At 60.2% G+C, this 19,784-nt stretch carries 18 protein-coding genes, 1 pseudogene and 1 riboswitch; of the genes and pseudogenes, 9 read left to right on the forward strand and 10 right to left on the reverse strand.

The window, feature by feature from the left end:
* Window positions 1–40: 40 nt before the first annotated feature.
* The gene (locus tag NKJ18_RS27120; protein ID WP_352624072.1) at window positions 41–493 is read right to left on the reverse strand and encodes a hypothetical protein; all 453 of its coding nucleotides are present in this window, start codon (window positions 491–493) and stop codon (window positions 41–43) included.
* A 552-nt stretch (window positions 494–1,045) separates the two neighbouring features.
* Here NKJ18_RS27120 and NKJ18_RS27125 point away from each other — a divergent pair.
* The 3 genes from NKJ18_RS27125 to NKJ18_RS27135 all read left to right on the forward strand — a co-directional run bounded on the left by NKJ18_RS27125 (window position 1,046) and on the right by NKJ18_RS27135 (window position 2,874).
* Window positions 1,046–1,333, forward strand: a complete 288-nt coding sequence (locus tag NKJ18_RS27125; RefSeq protein ID WP_081726247.1) for a hypothetical protein — start codon at window positions 1,046–1,048, stop codon at window positions 1,331–1,333.
* 243 nt (window positions 1,334–1,576) lie between these two features.
* Window positions 1,577–2,242 carry a hypothetical protein gene (locus NKJ18_RS27130; protein ID WP_352760687.1) on the forward strand — a complete coding sequence of 222 codons (666 nt, stop codon included), beginning with the start codon at window positions 1,577–1,579 and terminating at the stop codon, window positions 2,240–2,242.
* Window positions 2,243–2,700: 458 nt separating this feature from the next.
* Window positions 2,701–2,874 (forward strand): hypothetical protein, encoded by a 174-nt coding sequence (locus tag NKJ18_RS27135; RefSeq protein WP_023737084.1) that lies wholly within the window; start codon window positions 2,701–2,703, stop codon window positions 2,872–2,874.
* A gap of 21 nt (window positions 2,875–2,895) precedes the next feature.
* Here the strand turns inward: NKJ18_RS27135 and NKJ18_RS27140 are convergent, their stop codons facing one another.
* The 8 genes from NKJ18_RS27140 to hemA all read right to left on the reverse strand — a co-directional run bounded on the left by NKJ18_RS27140 (window position 2,896) and on the right by hemA (window position 11,551).
* Entirely contained in the window at window positions 2,896–3,657 is a 762-nt protein-coding gene (locus NKJ18_RS27140) for a hydroxymethylpyrimidine/phosphomethylpyrimidine kinase (RefSeq protein WP_352442338.1), read from the reverse strand.
* Window positions 3,648–4,253, reverse strand: a complete 606-nt coding sequence (locus NKJ18_RS27145; RefSeq protein WP_023747633.1) for a thiamine phosphate synthase — start codon at window positions 4,251–4,253, stop codon at window positions 3,648–3,650. Before NKJ18_RS27145 ends, NKJ18_RS27140 begins: the two co-directional genes overlap by 10 nt.
* Window positions 4,250–5,023 (reverse strand): thiazole synthase, encoded by a 774-nt coding sequence (locus tag NKJ18_RS27150; RefSeq protein WP_352760689.1) that lies wholly within the window; start codon window positions 5,021–5,023, stop codon window positions 4,250–4,252. Before NKJ18_RS27150 ends, NKJ18_RS27145 begins: the two co-directional genes overlap by 4 nt.
* Window positions 5,024–5,026: 3 nt before the next feature.
* Window positions 5,027–5,224, reverse strand: coding sequence for a sulfur carrier protein ThiS (gene thiS / locus NKJ18_RS27155; RefSeq protein WP_023685606.1), 198 nt, complete (start codon window positions 5,222–5,224; stop codon window positions 5,027–5,029).
* Window positions 5,193–6,194: a glycine oxidase ThiO gene (gene thiO / locus NKJ18_RS27160; RefSeq protein ID WP_352442753.1), complete on the reverse strand. Its 1,002-nt coding sequence runs from the start codon at window positions 6,192–6,194 to the stop codon at window positions 5,193–5,195. Before thiO ends, thiS begins: the two co-directional genes overlap by 32 nt.
* Window positions 6,191–8,026, reverse strand: coding sequence for a phosphomethylpyrimidine synthase ThiC (gene thiC / locus NKJ18_RS27165; RefSeq protein ID WP_352558838.1), 1,836 nt, complete (start codon window positions 8,024–8,026; stop codon window positions 6,191–6,193). The genes thiO and thiC overlap by 4 nt, the downstream gene beginning before the upstream one ends.
* A 103-nt stretch (window positions 8,027–8,129) precedes the next feature.
* Window positions 8,130–8,246: riboswitch (TPP riboswitch) on the reverse strand.
* Window positions 8,247–8,469: 223 nt separating this feature from the next.
* Complete coding sequence (locus NKJ18_RS27170; protein WP_352558836.1) at window positions 8,470–9,774, reverse strand: ATP-grasp domain-containing protein; 1,305 nt, start codon at window positions 9,772–9,774, stop codon at window positions 8,470–8,472.
* A gap of 565 nt (window positions 9,775–10,339) precedes the next feature.
* On the reverse strand, window positions 10,340–11,551 hold the full coding sequence (gene hemA, locus NKJ18_RS27175) for a 5-aminolevulinate synthase (RefSeq protein ID WP_352760692.1): 1,212 nt from the start codon (window positions 11,549–11,551) through the stop codon (window positions 10,340–10,342).
* Window positions 11,552–12,408: 857 nt separating this feature from the next.
* Here hemA and NKJ18_RS27180 point away from each other — a divergent pair.
* Entirely contained in the window at window positions 12,409–13,071 is a 663-nt protein-coding gene (locus NKJ18_RS27180) for a GntR family transcriptional regulator (protein WP_352760694.1), read from the forward strand.
* Window positions 13,072–13,082: 11 nt separating this feature from the next.
* Here NKJ18_RS27180 and NKJ18_RS27185 read toward each other — a convergent pair whose 3' ends face one another.
* Window positions 13,083–13,835: an SDR family NAD(P)-dependent oxidoreductase gene (locus tag NKJ18_RS27185; RefSeq protein WP_286461381.1), complete on the reverse strand. Its 753-nt coding sequence runs from the start codon at window positions 13,833–13,835 to the stop codon at window positions 13,083–13,085.
* 365 nt (window positions 13,836–14,200) lie between these two features.
* Between NKJ18_RS27185 and NKJ18_RS27190 the strand changes: the two are divergent.
* The 5 genes and pseudogenes from NKJ18_RS27190 to NKJ18_RS27210 all read left to right on the forward strand — a co-directional run.
* A pseudogene (locus NKJ18_RS27190) lies at window positions 14,201–14,706 on the forward strand (ISNCY family transposase); the annotation flags it as partial.
* Window positions 14,707–15,182: 476 nt separating this feature from the next.
* Window positions 15,183–16,253, forward strand: coding sequence for a TMAO reductase system periplasmic protein TorT (torT, locus tag NKJ18_RS27195; protein ID WP_352538809.1), 1,071 nt, complete (start codon window positions 15,183–15,185; stop codon window positions 16,251–16,253).
* A 74-nt stretch (window positions 16,254–16,327) separates the two neighbouring features.
* The gene (locus NKJ18_RS27200; protein WP_352760697.1) at window positions 16,328–17,830 is read left to right on the forward strand and encodes a sugar ABC transporter ATP-binding protein; all 1,503 of its coding nucleotides are present in this window, start codon (window positions 16,328–16,330) and stop codon (window positions 17,828–17,830) included.
* The gene (locus NKJ18_RS27205; protein ID WP_352443110.1) at window positions 17,827–18,801 is read left to right on the forward strand and encodes an ABC transporter permease; all 975 of its coding nucleotides are present in this window, start codon (window positions 17,827–17,829) and stop codon (window positions 18,799–18,801) included. Before NKJ18_RS27200 ends, NKJ18_RS27205 begins: the two co-directional genes overlap by 4 nt.
* Window positions 18,794–19,783, forward strand: a complete 990-nt coding sequence (locus NKJ18_RS27210) for an ABC transporter permease (RefSeq protein ID WP_352443109.1) — start codon at window positions 18,794–18,796, stop codon at window positions 19,781–19,783. The genes NKJ18_RS27205 and NKJ18_RS27210 overlap by 8 nt, the downstream gene beginning before the upstream one ends.
* The last annotated feature ends 1 nt before the right edge of the window (window position 19,784 follow it).

Raw genomic sequence — 19,784 nt, forward strand, 5'->3', positions numbered from 1 at the left:
GACATGTTGGTGAGCCGGAATTCACATGTCATTTGAGGCATCATGCTCGTTCGACGCGCTGCCGAGCGATTTTTCGCGAAACGTTACCCTGTTCTTTTGTTGGAAACTCACTCATCAGCGGCGTTCGATGCTGAGTGTGGCTTCCGAAAAGTGAGGACGCTTGCAGATCTTTGACAGGATCAGTTCCCTGATAGATGCACACGATTGCCAGGCCGCGATCGAAGACGCGCGCGCCCTGCTCCTTCAGTTCGGACAAAAGTCTGATGCGCTCACACATGCGATCGACGAGTTTCTGCTCGACCTGATGACATTGGCTTTCATCGTCGAATGTTACGGACGCGGCTTTGAACTTTTGGCGCGAACGCTTGCCCGTAGAAGGCTGGCGAAGGTCAGACTGTTGTCGGGAGGGGTCGGCCGGGCAGAACGGGTTCCAAAGCCTGATGGCTGAACCGGCGATTGAGCCGCGTTCCATTAACGACGTGGCGACCGCCAAAAAAAGGGGCCATCGGAAAACCGAGGCCCTTTAGGTGTAAAGTCAAAACCTTCAGAGGGGAACAGCTGGTACGATGGAATGGGAGGAAACCATCGCGTGCATCAGCTGTAAGCTTAATCGCTAAAAGTTGTGCATTGCGCAAACACATATTGCGCAATGCAGCTATGCAGTAACGCAAAGCCTCGCGTTACAAGATCGAGTTTGGAAATGTTTGCTGCTCGTACGGTGATGGGCGAGATCCTTAAGCGTATGTACGGCGGCATGATGGACGCTTGCAAGCAGCCAGACAAGATTATCGCGAAGCTAAAATAAGAGGTTCGATCCAATCGGCGATGCTCAATAGCCGCGCCATTCTGGTTCAGCCGGGCGTTACATCGCCTCGCCAAGTTGAGGATGTATTGGTCGCGAGCAGCCGTGCGCCAATTTGGAACCCACGACCATATGCAACGATTGGGGACTGTCCGAAGAAGGCCGAGAACGGTTGAAAGTGCGCTAGATGGAGATATTCTGAATTGGAACGGGGGCCTGGTTCATCGCCAAAGCGAGACATGGATGAAAAGCAGATCGCGCCCAACGCCTGATCCAACCATTGCAACGGAAGTCCCCTGGTCGGAAAGCCTAACCGCATATGATGACAAGCATTTCGAGCTCTATTTGAAGCTCATGGACGCTTGCGCCGACAGTGCCAGCGAAGAGGAGATGGCGCTGGATGTACTGGGTATCGATCCGGTCAAAGAGCCAATCCGCGCCCGTAAGGCCCTTCGCAGTCACCTCAAACGGGTGCTCTGGTTTATGCATGAGGGCCATAAGGAACTGCTTCCAAGCCGGCCGCCTCAATAACTGCGGCGCCGAACAAGGTTGCCCGAGAGATCAGGTGGCGCCCTCGGGGGATGCGAGGACACTTGAAAGCCGCAATCGGGTTATCATCTCCATACTGCGTGTGTTCGGCTCCGCACGGCAAGTGCCCTTGAGTCGAGGAGGAATGCACATGAAGAAGAAAGTTCATCTGGAAGCCTGCTGACCGATCCCTTGGGGCCCATAATCGGGTCCCAAGTTGTTCCCGACGAGCGTTGCGAGGGGCGGATGCAGGACCAGCCGGAAATCGAGCCCGGGCGTGAAACGAAGTCAACAGGTGCGAGGTTCGGCCTGCTGGGTGTGGCTGTGTTGGCCGTAGGCGCCTTCATCTGGACCGGCTTCGGCGAAGGCATCCAGCAGGGCACGTCCAACGTCGTTCGGACTGTCATCGACAAGAGCATGCAGCGCCTTGGGCTCGGGCAAGCCCCCAACGCTCTTACAGAGGGCGAGTGGTATCTCTCGGTGTACTACGGTCCCGACTTTACGGATGTCACCCCCGTCGGCCTGGGGCACCCCTTCAAGGTGACATTCACGTCGGCCCCGGATTTGTCTGGCACCTACGAGAACGTTGCAGGGAGCGGCTCGGTAAGCGGCTTTGAACGACCCGGTCAACTCGTAATGACCTACTCCGGAGCAGATGGGATGTCCCATGGAGTTGCCATTCTCCAAGACATTCAGACCCACCTTTCTTCCAACAACGTCGAGCATGATTACGTGGGAGCCTTTTGGTCCACGCTTGCTATAAGGCGGACATCCAGCAGTGCGATGCCGCCAAATCGCAATATAAATTCTGCAGGGCGATTTTGTCGAAAAACAGGGAACCCGACAAGGATCCTTCCCTCAAGGGTTACCTCGACGAACCATGTTCGGCTTTTCAGAACGATCTTAAGCTGAAGCTTAGCCCGACGGCACAGCTTTAGGCACGAAGGCGCTCACCAGGGTCGCAGCTCAAAGAGAACGGCGCCCTTCGCCGGGGGCCGTCCGTTCCGCATCCCGCCTGACGGCGGCGCGTTGCTGATGCTCCTACGGCCGCCCTGTTGAGACGGTCTCAGGGCCACGGTCTTTCTCCTGCACCGATCTGACTTGGTCCCGCTGGCGGGCATTTCGGTGCTTCCGTTTTGTACGCTCTTCTTTCTTGGGCCGCTTCGCGGCACGGCTGCGCCGACATGGATGTGCCTAGCGGCACCTTTCCTATGTAGCGGGAAGAGAGGCGCGCGGCCCTCTCTCCCCACCCACTCAAACCGGCCTTTGCTTTGCTCCAGCACTGCGGGGCCAGATCCGGCGGCCCCCGCCGCGCTGAAATGGCTCGCTCCTGCGGCCTTACACTCGCCAGGAGGCACAAGTGCATCCCCATGCCTGACTGGCAGTGCGCTTCGCCGCAGGAAGAGTCCCGTTACTTTCCCGGCCTGGCAGGGCAGCTTGTCTCGGCGCCGCTGAATTCCGATCTGCAAAGCGGCCTCATCCCGTCACGCCCTGTGAAAAAAGGGCAGGAGGGCTACGGCTTCCATTTCAGCGTCAGCCGCTGAACGCTTGAGCCGGCTCTACGGCTATTCGGCTGGGGTTTTCCGAAGCTTTTCTAACACAAAGAGCTTGCCCTGGCGCACGGCGTACTCGATTGATTGCGCCTTCGGCAGATGTGCCGCAATCGAGCTGGCCAGCATGCAGCCCGTCCCGCGCATCGATGCGGCAAGACGCGGCGTGTCAAAGCGGACTGGTTCGTGATCGGGGCGCAACAGAATATCGATCGATCGGGGTCCCGCCGCGTGGCCGCCCTTGATCAGCAGGGCCTGCATCCCGGCCACCAGCAATTCCTGGCCTTGCCACACCGCGCCGTCTTCATCAACCGCTGGCTCTAAGCCAACAAGAAGCGCCAGCTCGATGAGATTGGGTGTGACGAGGCGGCAAAGGGGCATCAGGTCGCGTTTCATTGCGGCGATGGCCCTTGCGTCCAGAAGCGCCCGGCCTGACGTCGAGGCCAGCACCGGGTCGAGTACTGCCGGCACCTGTGGATTTTCGCGGAGCACAGCCGCGACGGCTACGACGATCTCGGCCGTTGCAAGCATGCCGATCTTGATTGCCGCCACCTTGTTGGCCCGCAGCGCGGCGCGCATTTGATTGGCCACAAGATCGGGCTGCGAAGGATGGATTTTCATCACGGCTTCGTGCGTCTGCACCGTCAGCGCTGTGACAGCCAGGCAGGTGCGGACGCCAATGGAAGAGATCGTCTCAATATCGCGTGCAATTCCAGCCCCACCGCTGGAGTCAGATCCGCCGACCACGAGCACATGCGGTTCTCGCCTCAGCGCCATGGCTTTGTCTTTTCGATCCATTCTCGCGTGCGCGCTTCGGGATCGGCATTCAACGTGATGTCGGTGACCACCGCCGCAGTGTCCGCACCAGCCGCGAAAACACCGTCGAGCCGATCGGGGTTGAGGCCGCCAATGGCGACCAATGGGATCGGCGCCACCCGATGCTTCCACTCGCTGATCCGCTCGAGCCCTTGCGGCGCCCATTTCATCTGCTTCAGGACGGTGGGATAGATGGGGCCGAGCGCGACATAGTCGGGCTCGGCAGCGATGGCCATTTCCAGTTCTAGATGATCGTGCGTGGAAAGCCCGAGCTTCAATCCGGCGTACTTAATCGCCAGCAGGTCGGCCGCAGCCAAATCCTCTTGGCCGAGATGGACGAAGTCGCAGCCTTCCTCAATTGCCGTGCGCCAATAGTCGTTGACGATCAGTTGGCAACCATGGACCGCGCAGACGTCGTTCGCGCGGCGGATTTCCGACCGCAGCGTGGTCTCGTCCCTATCCTTGATGCGCAACTGAACCAGCTTGACGCCGAGCGGGACCAGCCGCTCGACCCAGTCAGCGCTGTCGACGATCAGGTAGAAGGGATCGAGCTTCATGAAAAAACGGCCCTGCCGATGGTCGGCGTCGACGGCACGGCGACGTCGCGCGGTTCAAGCATACCCGAGCCGAAAGCTTCACGACCGGCCTCGACCGCCTTGCCGAACGCACGCGCCATGCCGACCGGATCGGCCGCCTTGGCGACCGCGGTGTTCAGGAGTACGGCGTCAAAGCCGAGCTCCATAACGGTTGCCGCGTGCGACGGCCGTCCGAGCCCCGCATCCACGATCAGCGGAACATCTGGGAAATGTCCGCGCATCGAGCGCAGCGCCGTGATGTTGATCGGTCCGAGAGCGGAACCGATCGGCGCGCACCACGGCATCAAGACCTTGCAGCCCGCCGCAAGCAGCCGCTCGGCAACGATAAGGTCGTCGGTGGTATAGGGGAATACAGCAAAACCGTCCTCGCACAGGATGCGGGCGGCTTCGACCAGACCGAAAACATCCGGCTGCAGGGTGTCATGGTTGCCGATCACTTCGAGCTTGACCCAGTTCGTACCGAAGACTTCGCGCGCCATTTGTGCGGTCGTGACCGCTTCCTTGACGGAGTGGCAGCCAGCAGTGTTGGGCAGGATTCTGACACCAAGCGAGCGGATCAACGACCAGAATTCTTCGCCAGCCCTGCCGCCTGCCATTTCACGGCGCAACGAGACGGTCACCACCGCCGTGCCCGAAGCCCTGACTGCATAGGCAAGGATGGCCGGCGAAGGATATTGAGCCGTGCCAAGAAGCAGGCGCGACGGAAGCTCGGCTTCATAAAGCTCGATCATGGCCTAGCCGCCCTGCATGGGCGAGAGGATTTCAATCCGGTCGCCGTCGTTCAACTGGAATTCCGCCCGGTTGGCTTTGTGCACGAGGTCATTGTTGACGGCGGTCGCGAGCCAATCGCCCTCATAGTCGAGCGCGGCAAGCAGCTCGGCCAGCGTGGTGGCGGCAACCTCATGCGCTTCGCCGTTGACCATCAGTTTCATGAGCAAGCTCCTTGGTTCTGTCTTGACTGAAAACCAGGTCGGCAGCCTGGCGCGCCATGGCGGGAGCCAGGAGAAAACCGTGACGATAGAGCCCGTTGATCGCGATGATTTCACCCTTGGTTTCGACGCGCGGCAAGTTGTCGGCAAAGGCTGGGCGGACGCCGACACCGGTTTCAACGATCTCGGCCTCGCCAAAGGCCGGGTGGAGGGCATAGGCGGTACCCAGCAGCTCCATTATGGAACGCGCCGTCACCGGTCCGGCACTCTGGCTTTCAATCATCGTCGCTCCGATCATGAAACGGTGATCGGTGCGCGGCACGGCATAAAGCGGAAAGCGTGGATGAAGCAAACGGACCGGCCGCGACAGCGAGACATCAGGCGTGCGAAGAATCAGCATTTCGCCGCGAACACCGCGCAGCCTGTCATCGGCCGCTGCCATTCCCATACAGTCTATCTGACGGGCGAAACCCGAAACAGGCCGGGCGTCGCAGCCGAAGTGGAATTTGACACCCATGGTCGCAAGCTTGTCATGAAGTGCCGCCATCGCCGGGCGTGGGTCGAGGTGAGCCTCATCGGCGAACAGCAATCCGCGGCGGAAGCGGCCGGCTAAGTCGGGCTCCAGCAAGGCAATTTCATCTTCCTCGACGCGCCGATAGCCCGTCGTGCGGCTGGCGAACCGGTCGAGCTCGCCCGCATCGCGCGGCGCGGCCAAGACCAGCGTTCCCCGTCGTGCTACCAAGCCTGGCGTTGCGGCGTCCCACCAGTCGGCGGCGTCGCTTCCGAGATCCAGCACCGGCTGCTCGGCGCTTTCACGCTCGCACCACGGCGCCAACATGCCACCGGCGAACCACGACGCATTGCCCCCAAGGGCAGGCCTTGTCTCGGCAACGGTAACCGCCGCGCCGCGTGCGGCGAACTCGAAGGCGGCGGTGAGGCCAGCAACGCCCGCTCCTTTGACCAAGACCTTCATGATGGCTCACGTGGCTGAGGTATGAGCGGTGCCCCGGTCTCGTCCGCCGGCAGGTAGAGATCACCGCCCTCGCGGTATTTCGCCGCCATCGCCGCCATGCCCTCTTTCTGCGCCTCGGCACGGATGTCGTGAGAGATACGCATCGAGCAGAATTTCGGTCCGCACATCGAGCAGAAATGCGCCACCTTGTGCGCTTCCTTGGGCAAAGTCTGGTCGTGGAAGGACCGCGCCGTTTCCGGATCGAGCGACAGGTTGAACTGGTCCTCCCAGCGGAACTCGAAGCGCGCGCGGGAAAGCGCATCATCCCTGACTTTCGCTGCCGGATGGCCCTTCGCCAGGTCGGCGGCGTGGGCGGCGATCTTGTAGGTGATCACGCCGATCTTGACGTCGTTGCGATCGGGAAGGCCGAGATGCTCCTTGGGCGTGACGTAGCAGAGCATGGCGGTGCCGAACCAGCCGATCATCGCGGCGCCAATGCCTGAGGTGATGTGGTCATAGCCCGGCGCGATGTCGGTCGTCAGCGGTCCAAGCGTATAGAACGGCGCCTCGCCGCAGACGGCGAGTTGCTTGTCCATGTTCGCCTTGATTTTGTGCATCGGCACGTGGCCAGGCCCCTCGATCATCACCTGGCAATCCTTCGCCCAGGCGATCTGCGTCAGCTCGCCGAGCGTTTCCAACTCGGCGAACTGCGCCGCGTCGTTGGCATCGGCGATCGAGCCCGGACGAAGGCCGTCGCCGAGCGAGAAGGAGACGTCGTAGGCTCTGGCGATGTCGCAGATCTCGGCGAAGTGCTCGTAGAGGAAGCTCTCCCGGTGATGGTGCAGGCACCATTTGGCCATGATCGAGCCGCCGCGCGAGACGATACCCGTCACCCGGTCGACGGTCAGCGGGATGTAATGCAGCCGCACGCCGGCGTGGATGGTGAAATAGTCGACGCCTTGCTCGGCCTGTTCGATCAGCGTGTCGCGGTAGACCTCCCAGGTCAGATCCTCGGCAATGCCGCCGACCTTTTCGAGCGCCTGGTAGAGCGGCACCGTGCCGATCGGCACCGGCGCGTTGCGCACGATCCAGTCGCGGATGTTGTGGATGTTGCGGCCGGTCGACAGGTCCATCACCGTATCGGCGCCCCAGCGGATCGCCCACACCATCTTTTCGACCTCTTCCGCCATCGACGATGTGACGGCGGAGTTGCCGATATTGGCGTTGATCTTGACCAGGAAATTGCGGCCGATGATCATTGGCTCGCTCTCGGGATGGTTGATGTTGGCGGGGATGATCGCCCGTCCGCGCGCCACCTCGTCACGCACGAATTCGGGCGTGACGAAATCGGGCAGCGTCGCGCCGAAAGCCTCGCCGTCGCGCTCAAGCTTGCCGCGCAGGATCTCGCGACCAAGGTTCTCGCGGATGGCGACGAACTCCATTTCGGGTGTGATGATGCCGGCGCGCGCGTAGGCAAGCTGCGTCACCGCCTTGCCTGCTTTGGCCCTGAGCGGTCGGTGGCGGATGGGAAATTCTGGCGTCAGGCGTTCGCCCGTCGCGAATCCGTTGTCCTCCGGCCGGACATGGCGGCCGTCGCAGACCTCGACATCGCCGCGCGCCAAGATCCATTCGTGGCGAAGCCGGGCCAGGCCTTTTTCGATGCTGGTTTCGACAGCCGGATCGGTATAGGGGCCCGACGGATCGTAGACGGTGACGGGCGGTTCGCCGGCTGTCGGATGGACGGAGATTTCGCGCATCGGCACCCTGATCTGCGGGTGGATGGCACCGGGCTTGTGGATCTTACGCGAAGCAGGCAGCGGCCCCGTTGAGACGGCTGGGGTGAGGGCATTCATCTTGAGGCTCCTTTGCTCATGCATTGGAGACCCAGTTCTGTGCCGGAAGGATGAAAAGACGCTTCTGTCGACCTGCCGAAACAGGACCTCGGGCGTGAACTCCCGCAGAGCGCTTGCACCGTCCCTACGCCAGTATGAACTGGATCAGGTTCAACGGGTCACTGCGCCGCGAAAGCCAGCAGTATCTCAGCCCCTTGCCGGGACTCCCCTGGTGAATGCCTCAAGTTGAACGGGCCGGCGTTGTCTTGTCAAGCGCATGTTCGTCCTGCGGCGGCGGTGGGCGGCATTCAAATTGGGCCCAAATTGGGCCGACGGCCTCGCCATGGGTCGCGGAGAAGTTCCGCGGGAGACAAGGCAGGTGTGGCCAAAGCTGCATTTGCCTCGTCAAACTTGATGTGACATTGACGTAGACGGAACTGCTGCGTTTCAAGGATCTTAAGCCGTCAATGCCTGATCGGAACAGAACTGGTGGGCCGCCCGAACGCCCCACAAACATCGTGCTCTCGATCACCTCTTATTGTCGCCGGAAAAGGGGTGATCGACCATTCGATCAAGTCGACCGCTCGCTGAAGGGCGCCCTCGGTTTCAGCACGGCTGGGCGAAGTGGCAATGACATGTCCAATCCAGTCTCGGAAATCCCCCTTCCTGACGATCGGTGTCTTGGGTTCAACATTCAATTTGACCTCGGCCACACCTGATATAGCAGCTGCCTGAGTGTCGCCACCAATCCAGTCGAGGGTGCCATCTTGATCAGGAAGCAGGAATCGCGCGGCCGCAGTATGCGAATGCTTTTTGCGCAGATCCCATTCCTCGCCAATGACAAGCTTGATGTGCTCGGTGACGAGGTCGACACCGTAAGCTAACTGGACCAGTTGAGGGTCGGGCGCGCCACTAAGACGCGGATTGACTTCAATGACAACTGGACCGCGTTTCGTGCACCGGAGTTCAATGTTAGTTGGCCCCCAGCCAAGGCCGAGAGCCCGCAAACAGCTCAGCGAAACATCGGCGATGCGCTCACGCTCCTGATCGGTTAGCAGGGCCGGATACGTCACCTCACGTATGACGAAATGGGGGAGGGGACCAAAGTCATTGGCGCAAATCGCAACGACCTCATTCCCCATAACATTAATGCTATAGAACGGGCCCTGTGCGAATTCTTCGACGAGTATTTTCGGTGTAGACCGCCATATGTGCTTTCCGCCCAATAGATGGGTCGTATGTTCGGCTACGTCTTCGAGGCTGCGGCACAATCGGACACCCATGCTGCCGCTGCCTACTGCCGGCTTAAGAATCACGGGCAGGCCGATCTCTGCAGCCGAGCTTTCTACCTCCGCCGCATTCGCTGCCAACCGATAGGCCGGTATTGGAACGCCGGCCTGCGCGAGGAGTTGGCGTTGCTTGAATTTGTCGCAGCTTCGTTCAATCGATTCAGGGTTCGGTCCCGGTAGATCGAAATGCCGGCAAAGCTTGCCAACTGTCGCATAGATCGATTCATGGTCCCCGGCAAAGCCAGTAATGCCAGCAATGTCGTGGGTAGCACGCAGCCGCGAACTTTCGCGGACCAACGCTTCGAGATTGCCAGTGTCGACACGGATTGCCTCAACGTTTTCCGCCGAAAGATAGTCGTACCGAGGTGGATCAGCCGTCAGAGTAATTGGATGAAGACCAAGACACTGAGCCGCTTGGACGTATAGCTGACCAGTACCCCTATGGCCTTCGACCAATATGAGCGCTCTTCTTCTTACCATTGCTGTTAATCCCGATGTTGCGTGCTGGCGGCGGTCCGAGGGTACCGGTGTCACTTTTGTGGCCGTGCCGGACCTCAGACTCGGGGTGCCGTACCATTGTCAACGACTGACGGTTGTAAAAATCTTGTAAATTGATTTGAAGGATCTGTTGCAGCGGATTAGGGCGGCGTCGGAGGCTTGCTCCGTTCAAACCAGGTTAGCTGGGGTTGGTGTGTGATCCCGTGGGCCTGGGCGTGACCTACCCCTCGGGTAGGGCACGCCAAGCCACATCAAACTCGCAGCACAAGAACATGCGCTCTGGTCATACCGGCTCATGGTGAGCCCTGAATCTGGAACCGGCCCGATGTGTAAGCAGCGAGTCGTCAAACGGCCCCATTCAATCATGGAGTCACATCATTTAAGATCGCGAAAGCTGTCATTGCGGGTTACGGAACTGCTTTCCGATGACATTCGAAGATGCGATCGGGCGTCAGAACCGGATCGCTGACCGCCGCTTCCACCTCGGCGAGCCCGGCTGATATAATCAGGTCTGAGGCTGCGCGCCCTGTCGTTCCCAGCATTTACATTAGGCAGCCTTGCCAAGATTGTCCCGCAGCAGAACCTGCCTGAGCGCATCGACGAACGTCCGAATATCTGTCGTACTATGGGCAGGCGTAACCGTCACCCTGAACCGCTCGGTTCCCACCGGAACACTCGGCGCCAGAATTGGCTGAACGTATATTCCATGCTGATCCAGAAGCTGGCGGGACGCTTCCTTGCAACGGAATGGATCACCAATAGGCACAGGAATGATGTGGCTTCGGGTCGGCATGACGGGGATGCCCGCCTCTTTCAGCAATCCGATTAAAAGTTTCGTTTTCCGGTGCAGATCAATTCGTTCTGAATCTGAATCGCGAAGATGGCGCAGCGCTGCCAGCGCACCAGCCGCTAGCGCTGGCGCAAGCGCCGTGGTGAAAATGAAACCGATCGAGAAGCTTCGTATGCTGTCAACAATGGAGGCAGGTCCGGTCACATAACCCCCCATCGAGCCGAACGCCTTACCTAGCGTCCCTTCGATGATGGTTGGACGATCCATGATGCCAAGTTCCGCGGCAATGCCGGCGCCTTTCGGACCGTACATTCCCGATGCATGAACTTCATCCAGAAACGTCATTGCGCCAAATTCGTCCGCCATGTCACAGATATCTTTGATCGGTGAAATGTCACCGTCCATTGAATATACCGATTCAAAAACAATGATCTTGGGTCTTGCAGGATTTACGCTGCGCAGAAGCTCCCGCAAATGCGCAACGTCGTTATGCTGGAAGACGCGCTTTTCGGCCCGGCTGTTGCGGCATCCACTAATAATTGAAGCGTGGTTGTGCGCGTCAGAAAATATAATTGTGTCCGGCATCAAAGATGCCAATGTACTCAATGATGAATCGTTTGAGCTGAAGCCGGAAACAAAAATCAATCCTGCTTCCTTGTTGTGGAAAGCTGCAAGCTCCCGCTCGAGCAACACGTGATAATGGTTGGTGCCACCAATGTTGCGGGATCCTCCCGATCCTGCGCCGTTGGCATCGATGGCGCGCTTCATTGCCGATAGCACTTTGGGGTGCTGCCCCATACCGAGATAATCATTAGTGCACCAAATGGTTATCTCTTTTCGGCCGTCGGGCCTATTGAGCCAGGCCTTTGGGAAGTTGCCAGACTGACGCTCCAGATCGGCAAATTCACGATACCCGCCACGGCCTTTGAGTTGCTCGATTCTTCCGGCGAAATACTGCACATAATCCAAATCAATCTCCTGTTGGGAAGCCGTTTTTCGGCGCGCTCAGTGCTGCTTCACAGCGCACCTGCGCCGGCCCATCGCGTCGCATCCCTCGACAAGCACCAGCAAGATTGGATTTCGACTACGCGCTTGATCTTGCGGGGGTTTCGGCCGCTCCAGCTAATTCGGGTAACGCGCCCCAAAGTGCAAGTGAAGAGAATGTTAAATCTATTTGTTACTGAAATGTCTGAAATTGCATGAGTGTCGCAAGCGATTTCATAATTCTGGCCAGTCGTCGTTCGATTCCTGTCGCGGCCTTGTCAGAGCTGCGCTCGGCGGGCTTTCGGGCCCGAGAGCCGCAATGCGCGAGGGCCGCGTCTTGTCGCGCAACAGCCCTTGAAGCCCTTCGGCGGCGAAACGCTCTGCAAACGCCATACGCAGCTTTTGGACGTGCTGGCCTGCCGGATCATCTTGACGGTGCCGACGTCATCGTCGGTCCAGCCGGTTCGGAGTCGCCTCAGAATCGGAAATTTCTGCCCATCAGACTGGAAATTGACATGTAAGCTTCCCGGCTCCTTCAGATGTCATCATCTCTCGCACACCAACTCATGCCACGCAGATGAGATCGCGCCTTTTTCTGTCGTCACATTCCATTGTCAGAATCGGAAAAGAAGGGTCTCCTTGTTTTTATATGAAACAAAATTTCACAAATAATTATGAAAACGGACATGTTTGCTGCAGACAATTAACGTGCACGTACTTGTCTGCCGCTGCATAACGAAATATAGGCAGCGATTATAACTTATAAACGTAGTGAAACGCGTAAATCGACATTTCCATAGAGCTGCAGCAGAGGCGAGGGGAGTCCCATGGGCCCTATGAAGATGCAGCCCGAGGAGATGGGCAGCCTGTCCGCGCGGATTTACAGCAAGGTGCGGGATGGCTTGATCATCGGCAATTTCGCGCCGGGCGATCGTCTCCTTATGCAGGATCTTGCCGGGCAGCTCGGAACCAGCATTACGCCGGTGCGCGAAGCCTGTCTGCGGCTCGTCAGCGAGCAGGCGCTCGAGTTGCGCTCCGGCAGGTTCGCCGCGGTGCCAGACCTCAGCCGCGCCCGCTACATTCAGATCAAGCTGATCCGCGTGGCACTTGAAGGGCTTGCGGCAGAACACGCTGCCGACCATTTTGCCCCCGCCGATCTCGAACAGCTTGAGACCTTCCGCGCCTCATTTGTAGAGAGCCATAAGGCCGGTAATATCAAGGAAGCGCGATCCTCCAATCGCGCTTTCCACTTCGGCGTCTACCGCCTGTCGCGTATGCCGATGCTGATCGGACAGATCGAAAGCATGTGGGCCTCGATGGGTCCAATCCTTAACGTTTACGATCGGGAAATTCCGCGCGGGTACACCGGCGCGGAAGAACATGACCATCTCATCGAGGCCTTGAGGACTGGCGACAGGAAGAGGGCCCGCGAGGCGATCGAGAACGACATCCAGCGAGGCTCACATGGTTTTCTGCGCTATTTCGACGAGCGCGGCTCCGGCTGAGCTGAATTGCCCTAAGCACCATCGATCTGCGCGACGCGCGGTGTGCGCAGGCCGGCTGTTTCCCCGCCGTCTACAGTCACCACCGTGCCGTTGACATAGCTCGATTGATTCGAAAGTAACCAAGCGACCACATCAGCGATCTCTTCAGGGGCACCGAAGCGGTTGGCAGGGATCCGCAGTTCGAGCTGCTTCTTGCGCAGTGCATCGCTTATGATGTTGCCCATCATGCGTGTTTCGATCTGGCCGGGGCAGACAGCGTTGAAGCGGATCTCCTCGCCGAACTCCAGCGCGAGGGCCTGCGTCAGCCCGATGACCGCGGCCTTTGAGGCGCAGTAGGCAGCGAGCCCTTCTTCGCCCGTCTTTCCGGCGATGCTGGCCATGTTGACGACTGAACCCCTCCCGAGCCGCAAGCCGTCCAGCGCATGACGGATGAAGAAAAAGACGCTGCGTGCATTAACCGCAAGGACCTCATCCCAATCGTCCTGGGTGGCGGTGGCGAAGGCAATGCGCTTCGACATGCCGGCATTGTTCACGAGCCCCGCGAGCCGGCCGTTGCCAAGTTCAAGCGCACGGTCGACGACACGGCGGCAATCGTCTTCACGGATAATGTCACCGGCAACGAACGTGACACCGTGATTGGCGCGTTCGAGCGCCGCGCCCGCTTCTGCATCTCGGCCGGTCGCCACCACTCTGGAACCGGCAGACGCAAGTTTCTCCACGCAGGCCCGCCCAATCCCGTGCGTGGCGCCTGTTACGATGATCATTCCAATTCACTCCATTACGTATTTGGCAACCGCACAGTTTGGGGGGCTCGCTTTTGGGCCAATCCCCGCCCCATCAAATCATGACGAACAACGTTGTCGTCACCTAGGATCAGTGGATCAATTGTGACGCAGGTTAAAGCCGGTGGACTGGCCCAAGCGCCGGGCCGTCGGCCCAACGGCTGGATTGGCGATACTGCGCATGTGGCCATGTCTTTCCTCGCGTGATGGGGTGTTCCCTAGAAGCGGAGCGATATGCGGGTGTGACGACCGATAAGGCGGACCGGCTATTCCGATAGGGACATGCATACTGTCGCATGACCGACTCGTCATCCCCGCAAGGCCAGTAATGCCAGAAGTGCTGCACAATACGCCAAGAACGCACACCGACCAATCAGTGTTTCGACTGTTCGCCGCACACGGGATCGGCCTCTCAGCTGGCAAAACCATGTCGCAATGGCTGGACGTGCATCGCGATTTGCGAGCCTGGTGACGCGGGACTTGCGCCGGCACGCCATCAAGGGAACCGGCCGCGACGGCTTGCCGGCGGAGGCTGTGCTGCCCTGCCCCTGCTCAAGCAGCACCACCCACTAAGCATCGGGAACCCGCGTTCCATTTAGAAGCCTCCACGTTGCGGGCCTTTGCCCGGCTGCCGGGAGAATGAAGTCGCAAGACAACACCCGCAATCCGGGCGCCGACCTCTAGGAAGAACTCAGGCTGGCAAGCGCCAGACGAGAGAAGTTGGAAAGCGGCACGGTCGTGCGCGGGGAACCGTCATTTCAACAATCATCCGACCGCAGCGTGTTATGGCACGCTGCGGTGCGGTTCAGCGCGGCTGTTGCAGCACGCGAATGCACTGGGCACATCTCCTCCCTAAAGACACTATGACGATTTGGTCGATAGCGAAGTGCGGCTGCTGACCAATGGCTCTGTATTCGAAGGCCACGCTGATCGCTTTGACTTATTCGCCGGCGCTTGATGTCAGGCAACTCGATCGACAAGCCGCATACCGGTCGGTCGCGAGGAAGCCCACATCGCCGCGGCCAGTTGCATGGCTGCTGTCTCCGACCTCGTCTTTCGTCAAATGGATTGTGATCCCGGTCGAGGCAGCGAAACCGCGATTGAAGACACTTTCCCGGCTGAGCACCGGCTAATGAAAACCCTATTGACTTATAACTTATAAGTAGTACGGTAGCGCTGTGAAAATGAACAACGGCGCGGATGGCCCTGAAGGCGAACTCGCCTAGACGGTACTACGATCCGCCAGCAAGCCTCTGCTCCCAAGGCAGACCGCGGAGCCGGCGAAATCGCCGGCTCCGGACCCGGGAACACACGAAAATGGGGAATCACATGACCAAGAATCACGCTTTCCGATCCATCCTCGCGGCGGCTTTCGTCACCGGCGTGGCCGTCCTGCCCAACGCCGCCCAGGCCAAGGATTGGTGGCCCTTCAAGATCAACGCGGCCAAAGGCGGCGATCTGAAAAAAGTCGAGGCACTCGACTATGTGCCGCTGGAAAAGGCCGAGAAGCCTTGGAACCTGTGCGTCTTGTTTCCGCACCTCAAGGACAGCTACTGGGTCTCGGTCGACTATGGTATCGTTGAGGAAGCAAAGCGCCTGGGTGTCAAAGTGACGGTCCTGCAGGCTGGCGGCTATGACGCGCTGCCCAAGCAGCTGTCGCAATACGACGATTGCGTCGCATCCGGTGCCCAGAGTATCCTCGTCGCCGCCATCTCGGAAGCCGGTCTGGCGGCCAAGCTGAAGGAGGGCGACGCCAAGGGCCTTGTCCAGATCGCCGTCGCCAATCCCATTCTGGAAACTCCGATCACCGCGCGCATCACTCCCGATACCTACCAGAAGGGTTTTCAGGAGGGTGAGTACCTCAAGAAGTATCTCGGCGACAAAAAGACGACCGCGATCGGCCTGCCGGGTCCGCAGGGATCGGGTTGGGCGGAGAGCTATATGGCGGGCTTTCGCGACAGCATCAAAACCGGCAACATCAAGCTCGCGGCCGAGCTCTATGGTGAGCCCGGCGTTCCGCAAAGCCTGCGCCTCATCGAGGACGCCCTGCAGACCTATCCCGATCTCAATGTCATCTGGGGCGGGGCTGCTGCGGCGGAAGCGGCCGTCAGCGCCGTCGCCGACGCTGGCCGCGACGATGTCGTGATCATGTCGTCTTACGAGAACCAGACGATGCTGAAGCTGGTCAAGGAAGGCAAGGTGCTTGGCTTTGCCGCCGAGTATCCGGTGATGATGGGCCGCATCAGCGTCGACCTCGCGGTGCGCGCCTTGGAAAAGAAGGACTATGAGAAGGTTCTGCTGGTCGCGCCGGGTATCGTGACCAAGGACAACGTCGACAAAATCGACCCGACGCAGATTTTCGCGCCCGATGGGTGGAAGCCTGAATTTTCGGTACAATAGCCACATCTTCGATGGGCGGTAGACCTCGGCCTTGGCCTGCCGCCCGTTTTGCTTCGAGTTCGGTGGTGTCAGCGATGCTTGAACTTACGCGTATGACGAAGCGTTTCGGGGGTGTGGTGGCGCTTGACGGCGTCGACTTCTCGCTGTTGAGCGGTGAGGTCCATGCCCTTCTCGGTGAAAACGGCGCCGGCAAGTCGACGCTCATCAACCTGATAGCGGGAACGTATGGCTGGACCGAAGGCTCGTGCCGTATCGACGGCCAAACCGTTTCCGCGCTGACCCCACAGAAATCCCGCGATGCCGGCGTCGCGGCAGTGTTCCAGGAATTTAGTCTCGTCCCCGACCTCACGGTCGAGGAGAACCTGTTTCTTGGACGCGAGTTGAAAGGGCGGCTTTTCCTGAACCGGCGCGCGATGCGCGCCCGCGCCGAGGAACGCTTCCGCGAAATTGGCTTTCACGTCGAGCTGGACAGCAAGATCGAAACGCTGACCCGGGCGCAAAAGCAGATGGTCGAGATTGCCAAAGGCATGCTTTCGGATGCCAAGATACTCATCCTGGACGAACCGACCGCGTCGCTCACCGACGGTGAAGCGGAAAAACTTTTCGCCGCCATCGCGGGTCTCAAGGCCCGGGGCGTCGGCATTATCTATGTGTCGCACCGCATGGCCGAGATCCGTCGGCTCGCGGATCGTGTCACGGTGCTGCGAGGAGGGCGTAAGATCGATACCGTGGCCATCGCCGCGGCATCCGATGCTGCGCTCATTGAGATGATGGTCGGCCAGCCGGTCGAGCGAATCTACCCGTCAATCAGCCAGCGCCCCGCCGAGGTCGTGCTGGCGACCAGAGGGCTGCGTGTCTCCGGTAGCGTGTCAGATGCCTCCATCACGGTCAGGGCTGGAGAAATCGTCGGCCTGGCGGGCCTGGTTGGCTGCGGTCGTAGCGAACTTTGCCGGGCCGTGTTCGGCCTGGAGCGGGTGACGTCCGGTGAGATCGAACTCCATGGCGCGGTGGTAAGAGCGCCAGTCCCGCACGGCATGTTGCGTGCTGGACTTTGTTACTATCCAGCTGATCGCGGCGCCGAGGGACTGGCGCTTGGCCGTCCGGGCCGCGAGAACGTGACCATGGCCGCGCTTGACGACCCGAGACTGTCCCACGCCGGACTGCTCAAGTCATGGCGCGAGCGCCGGGCGATAGCCGGGCCGCTGAAGACACTGGGTTTGCGACCTATGGCGCCGGAACGCGCGGCGTCGTCGTTTTCGGGAGGAAACCAGCAGAAACTCGTGCTGGCGCGCGGTCTGATGCGCCCAGTCTCGGTCCATATTTTCGATGAACCGACGGTTGGCATCGACGTCGGCGCCAAAAGCGAGGTCTACCGGCTTATGAAAAGCCTGGTGGAGAATGGCGCGGCCATTCTGCTGTCATCGTCCGAACTGCCGGAGCTCGTTCACCTGGCCAACCGCGTCTACGTCATGCGTGAAGGGCGCATAGTCGCCGAACTCAAAGCCGACGGCATCACCGAAGCCTCCGTGCTGCGTCACTATTTCGACGCCCAAACCGGCGCCACGGAGGCAGCATGAGCCCTGACATGCTGCGGCGCCGTTTTCTGGAAACAGGCGGGATCGTCATCCTGCTTCTGGTCGCGGTCGCGGCGGCGGCCGCGATCATCGAACCGCGTTTTCTGAACCGCCTGAACATCCTCAACGTCCTGCGCAATTTCTCCTTCCTGGCGGTTCCGGCGATCGGCCAGATGATCGTCATGACCACCGGTGGTTTTGATCTGTCGGTCGGCGCCACGATGGCGTTGGCGTCCGTGGTCACGGCCGCGGCGATGGCCGCGATGCCCGACGCGGATGGGCTCCAGCTGCTGGTACCGGTGGCGCTGGCCTTGGCCAGCGGCGCCTGTGTTGGCCTGGTAAACGGAACGCTGGTGGCGCGGCTTTCCCTATCACCTTTCATGGTGACGTTGGCATCGTTGTCGATCGTCGCGGGAATTACGCTCTATTACACGCAGGGTATCCCGATCTATGGCGTTTCCGACGCCTTCGTCGATGCCATCGGGCGAGGGCAGGTGCTTGGCCTGCCGCCGGTCTTGCTGCTGGCGATCGTGGTGATCGCCATCGCCATCATTCTGCAGCGTCGGACCGCGCTCGGGCGCCACTTCTACGCCGTCGGCGGCAATGTCGGCGCCGCCCGGCTGTCGGGAGTGCGCACACACCGTGTGCTGATAACCGCCTATGTGCTCTCCGGTTTTCTGGCCGCGCTCACCGGTGTGCTGATCACCGCTCGCATCGGTTCTGGCCAGTCGACGATCGGCGGGACGCTGGGACTGGAGACGATCGCAGCGGCGGTGATCGGCGGCGTTTCATTGCGCGGTGGCTCAGGCCGCGCCGAGAACGTCGCCATGGCGGCGCTGTGCCTCTCAATCATCGCCAATGCGATGAACCTCACGCAGATCGACAGCAAATTCCAGACGCTGGTTCTCGGTTCCGTGCTCATCGGCGCACTGGCTTTCGACCGAATTGTTCAGGGGAGGCGGGCCAATGTCTGATCGTCCAGACATGGCGGCTCCGGTTGTTCTTGACCGCGCTCGCCCGGACATCCGCCAGTTCGCGGCGCAGGCCAAGCTGCCGGGGCTCGTATTCCTGGCCCTGCTAGTTCTCGGTCTGCTCGACCCGCGCATCGTTTCAAGCGGCAATCTCTGGAACATCGCGATCCAGACCAGCTATCTCGCACTCTTCGCCATGGCGCAGACCATGGTGCTGCTGACGCGCGGCTTCGACCTGTCGCTTGGTTTTACTGTCTCGCTCGTCAGCGTCATATCGGCGATGGTGATGACCGGAACCGGCGATATGCCCATCCTGTGGGGAATCGCCGCCGGCCTCGGCGTCGGGCTGCTGATCGGCGGGCTGAACGGCTTCCTCATCGCCGGTATCGGCATCAATCCACTCGTGACGACGCTCGGCATGGCCAACATTGTCATGGCGCTGGCGGCAACCGTCAGCGGCGGCTTTCCCGTGCCGGGCATTCCCGAAGCCTTCACGGAGGCCTTGGCGGAGGGACGGGTGATCGGCATTCCGGTGCCCATCGTGTTCGCCGCGCTGTGTTTCGCACTGCTGTTCCTGGTCCTGCGCTTCACCGTGTTCGGCCGCGGCCTGTATCTCATCGGTGCCAACCCGCGCGCGGCGAAGGCGGCGGGCGTTCGCACCGGACGTGTCGTTGCGATCGACTACGTGGTCTGCTCGCTGCTGGCCGCGATTGGCGCCATGCTGCTCACCGCGCGCACCGGGTCGGGCGAGCCCAACCTTGGCGGCAACCTGACCCTGGAATCGATAGCGGCGGCGGTGGTCGGTGGCGTGCGGCTGACCGGCGGCGAGGGAGGCGTCACGGCGGCTCTGCTCGGTGCCCTGTTCATCACGGTCATTTCCAACGCCATGAATCTCATGCAGGTCGACGGCTATCTGCAGCAGGTTCTTTTGGGCCTCATCATTCTGGCCAGCCTGATACTGGGCCGCGATCACAAGAAACGCTAAC

Source organism: Mesorhizobium sp. M0217, from assembly GCF_040321955.1.
Taxonomy (GTDB): Bacteria; Pseudomonadota; Alphaproteobacteria; order Rhizobiales; family Rhizobiaceae; genus Mesorhizobium.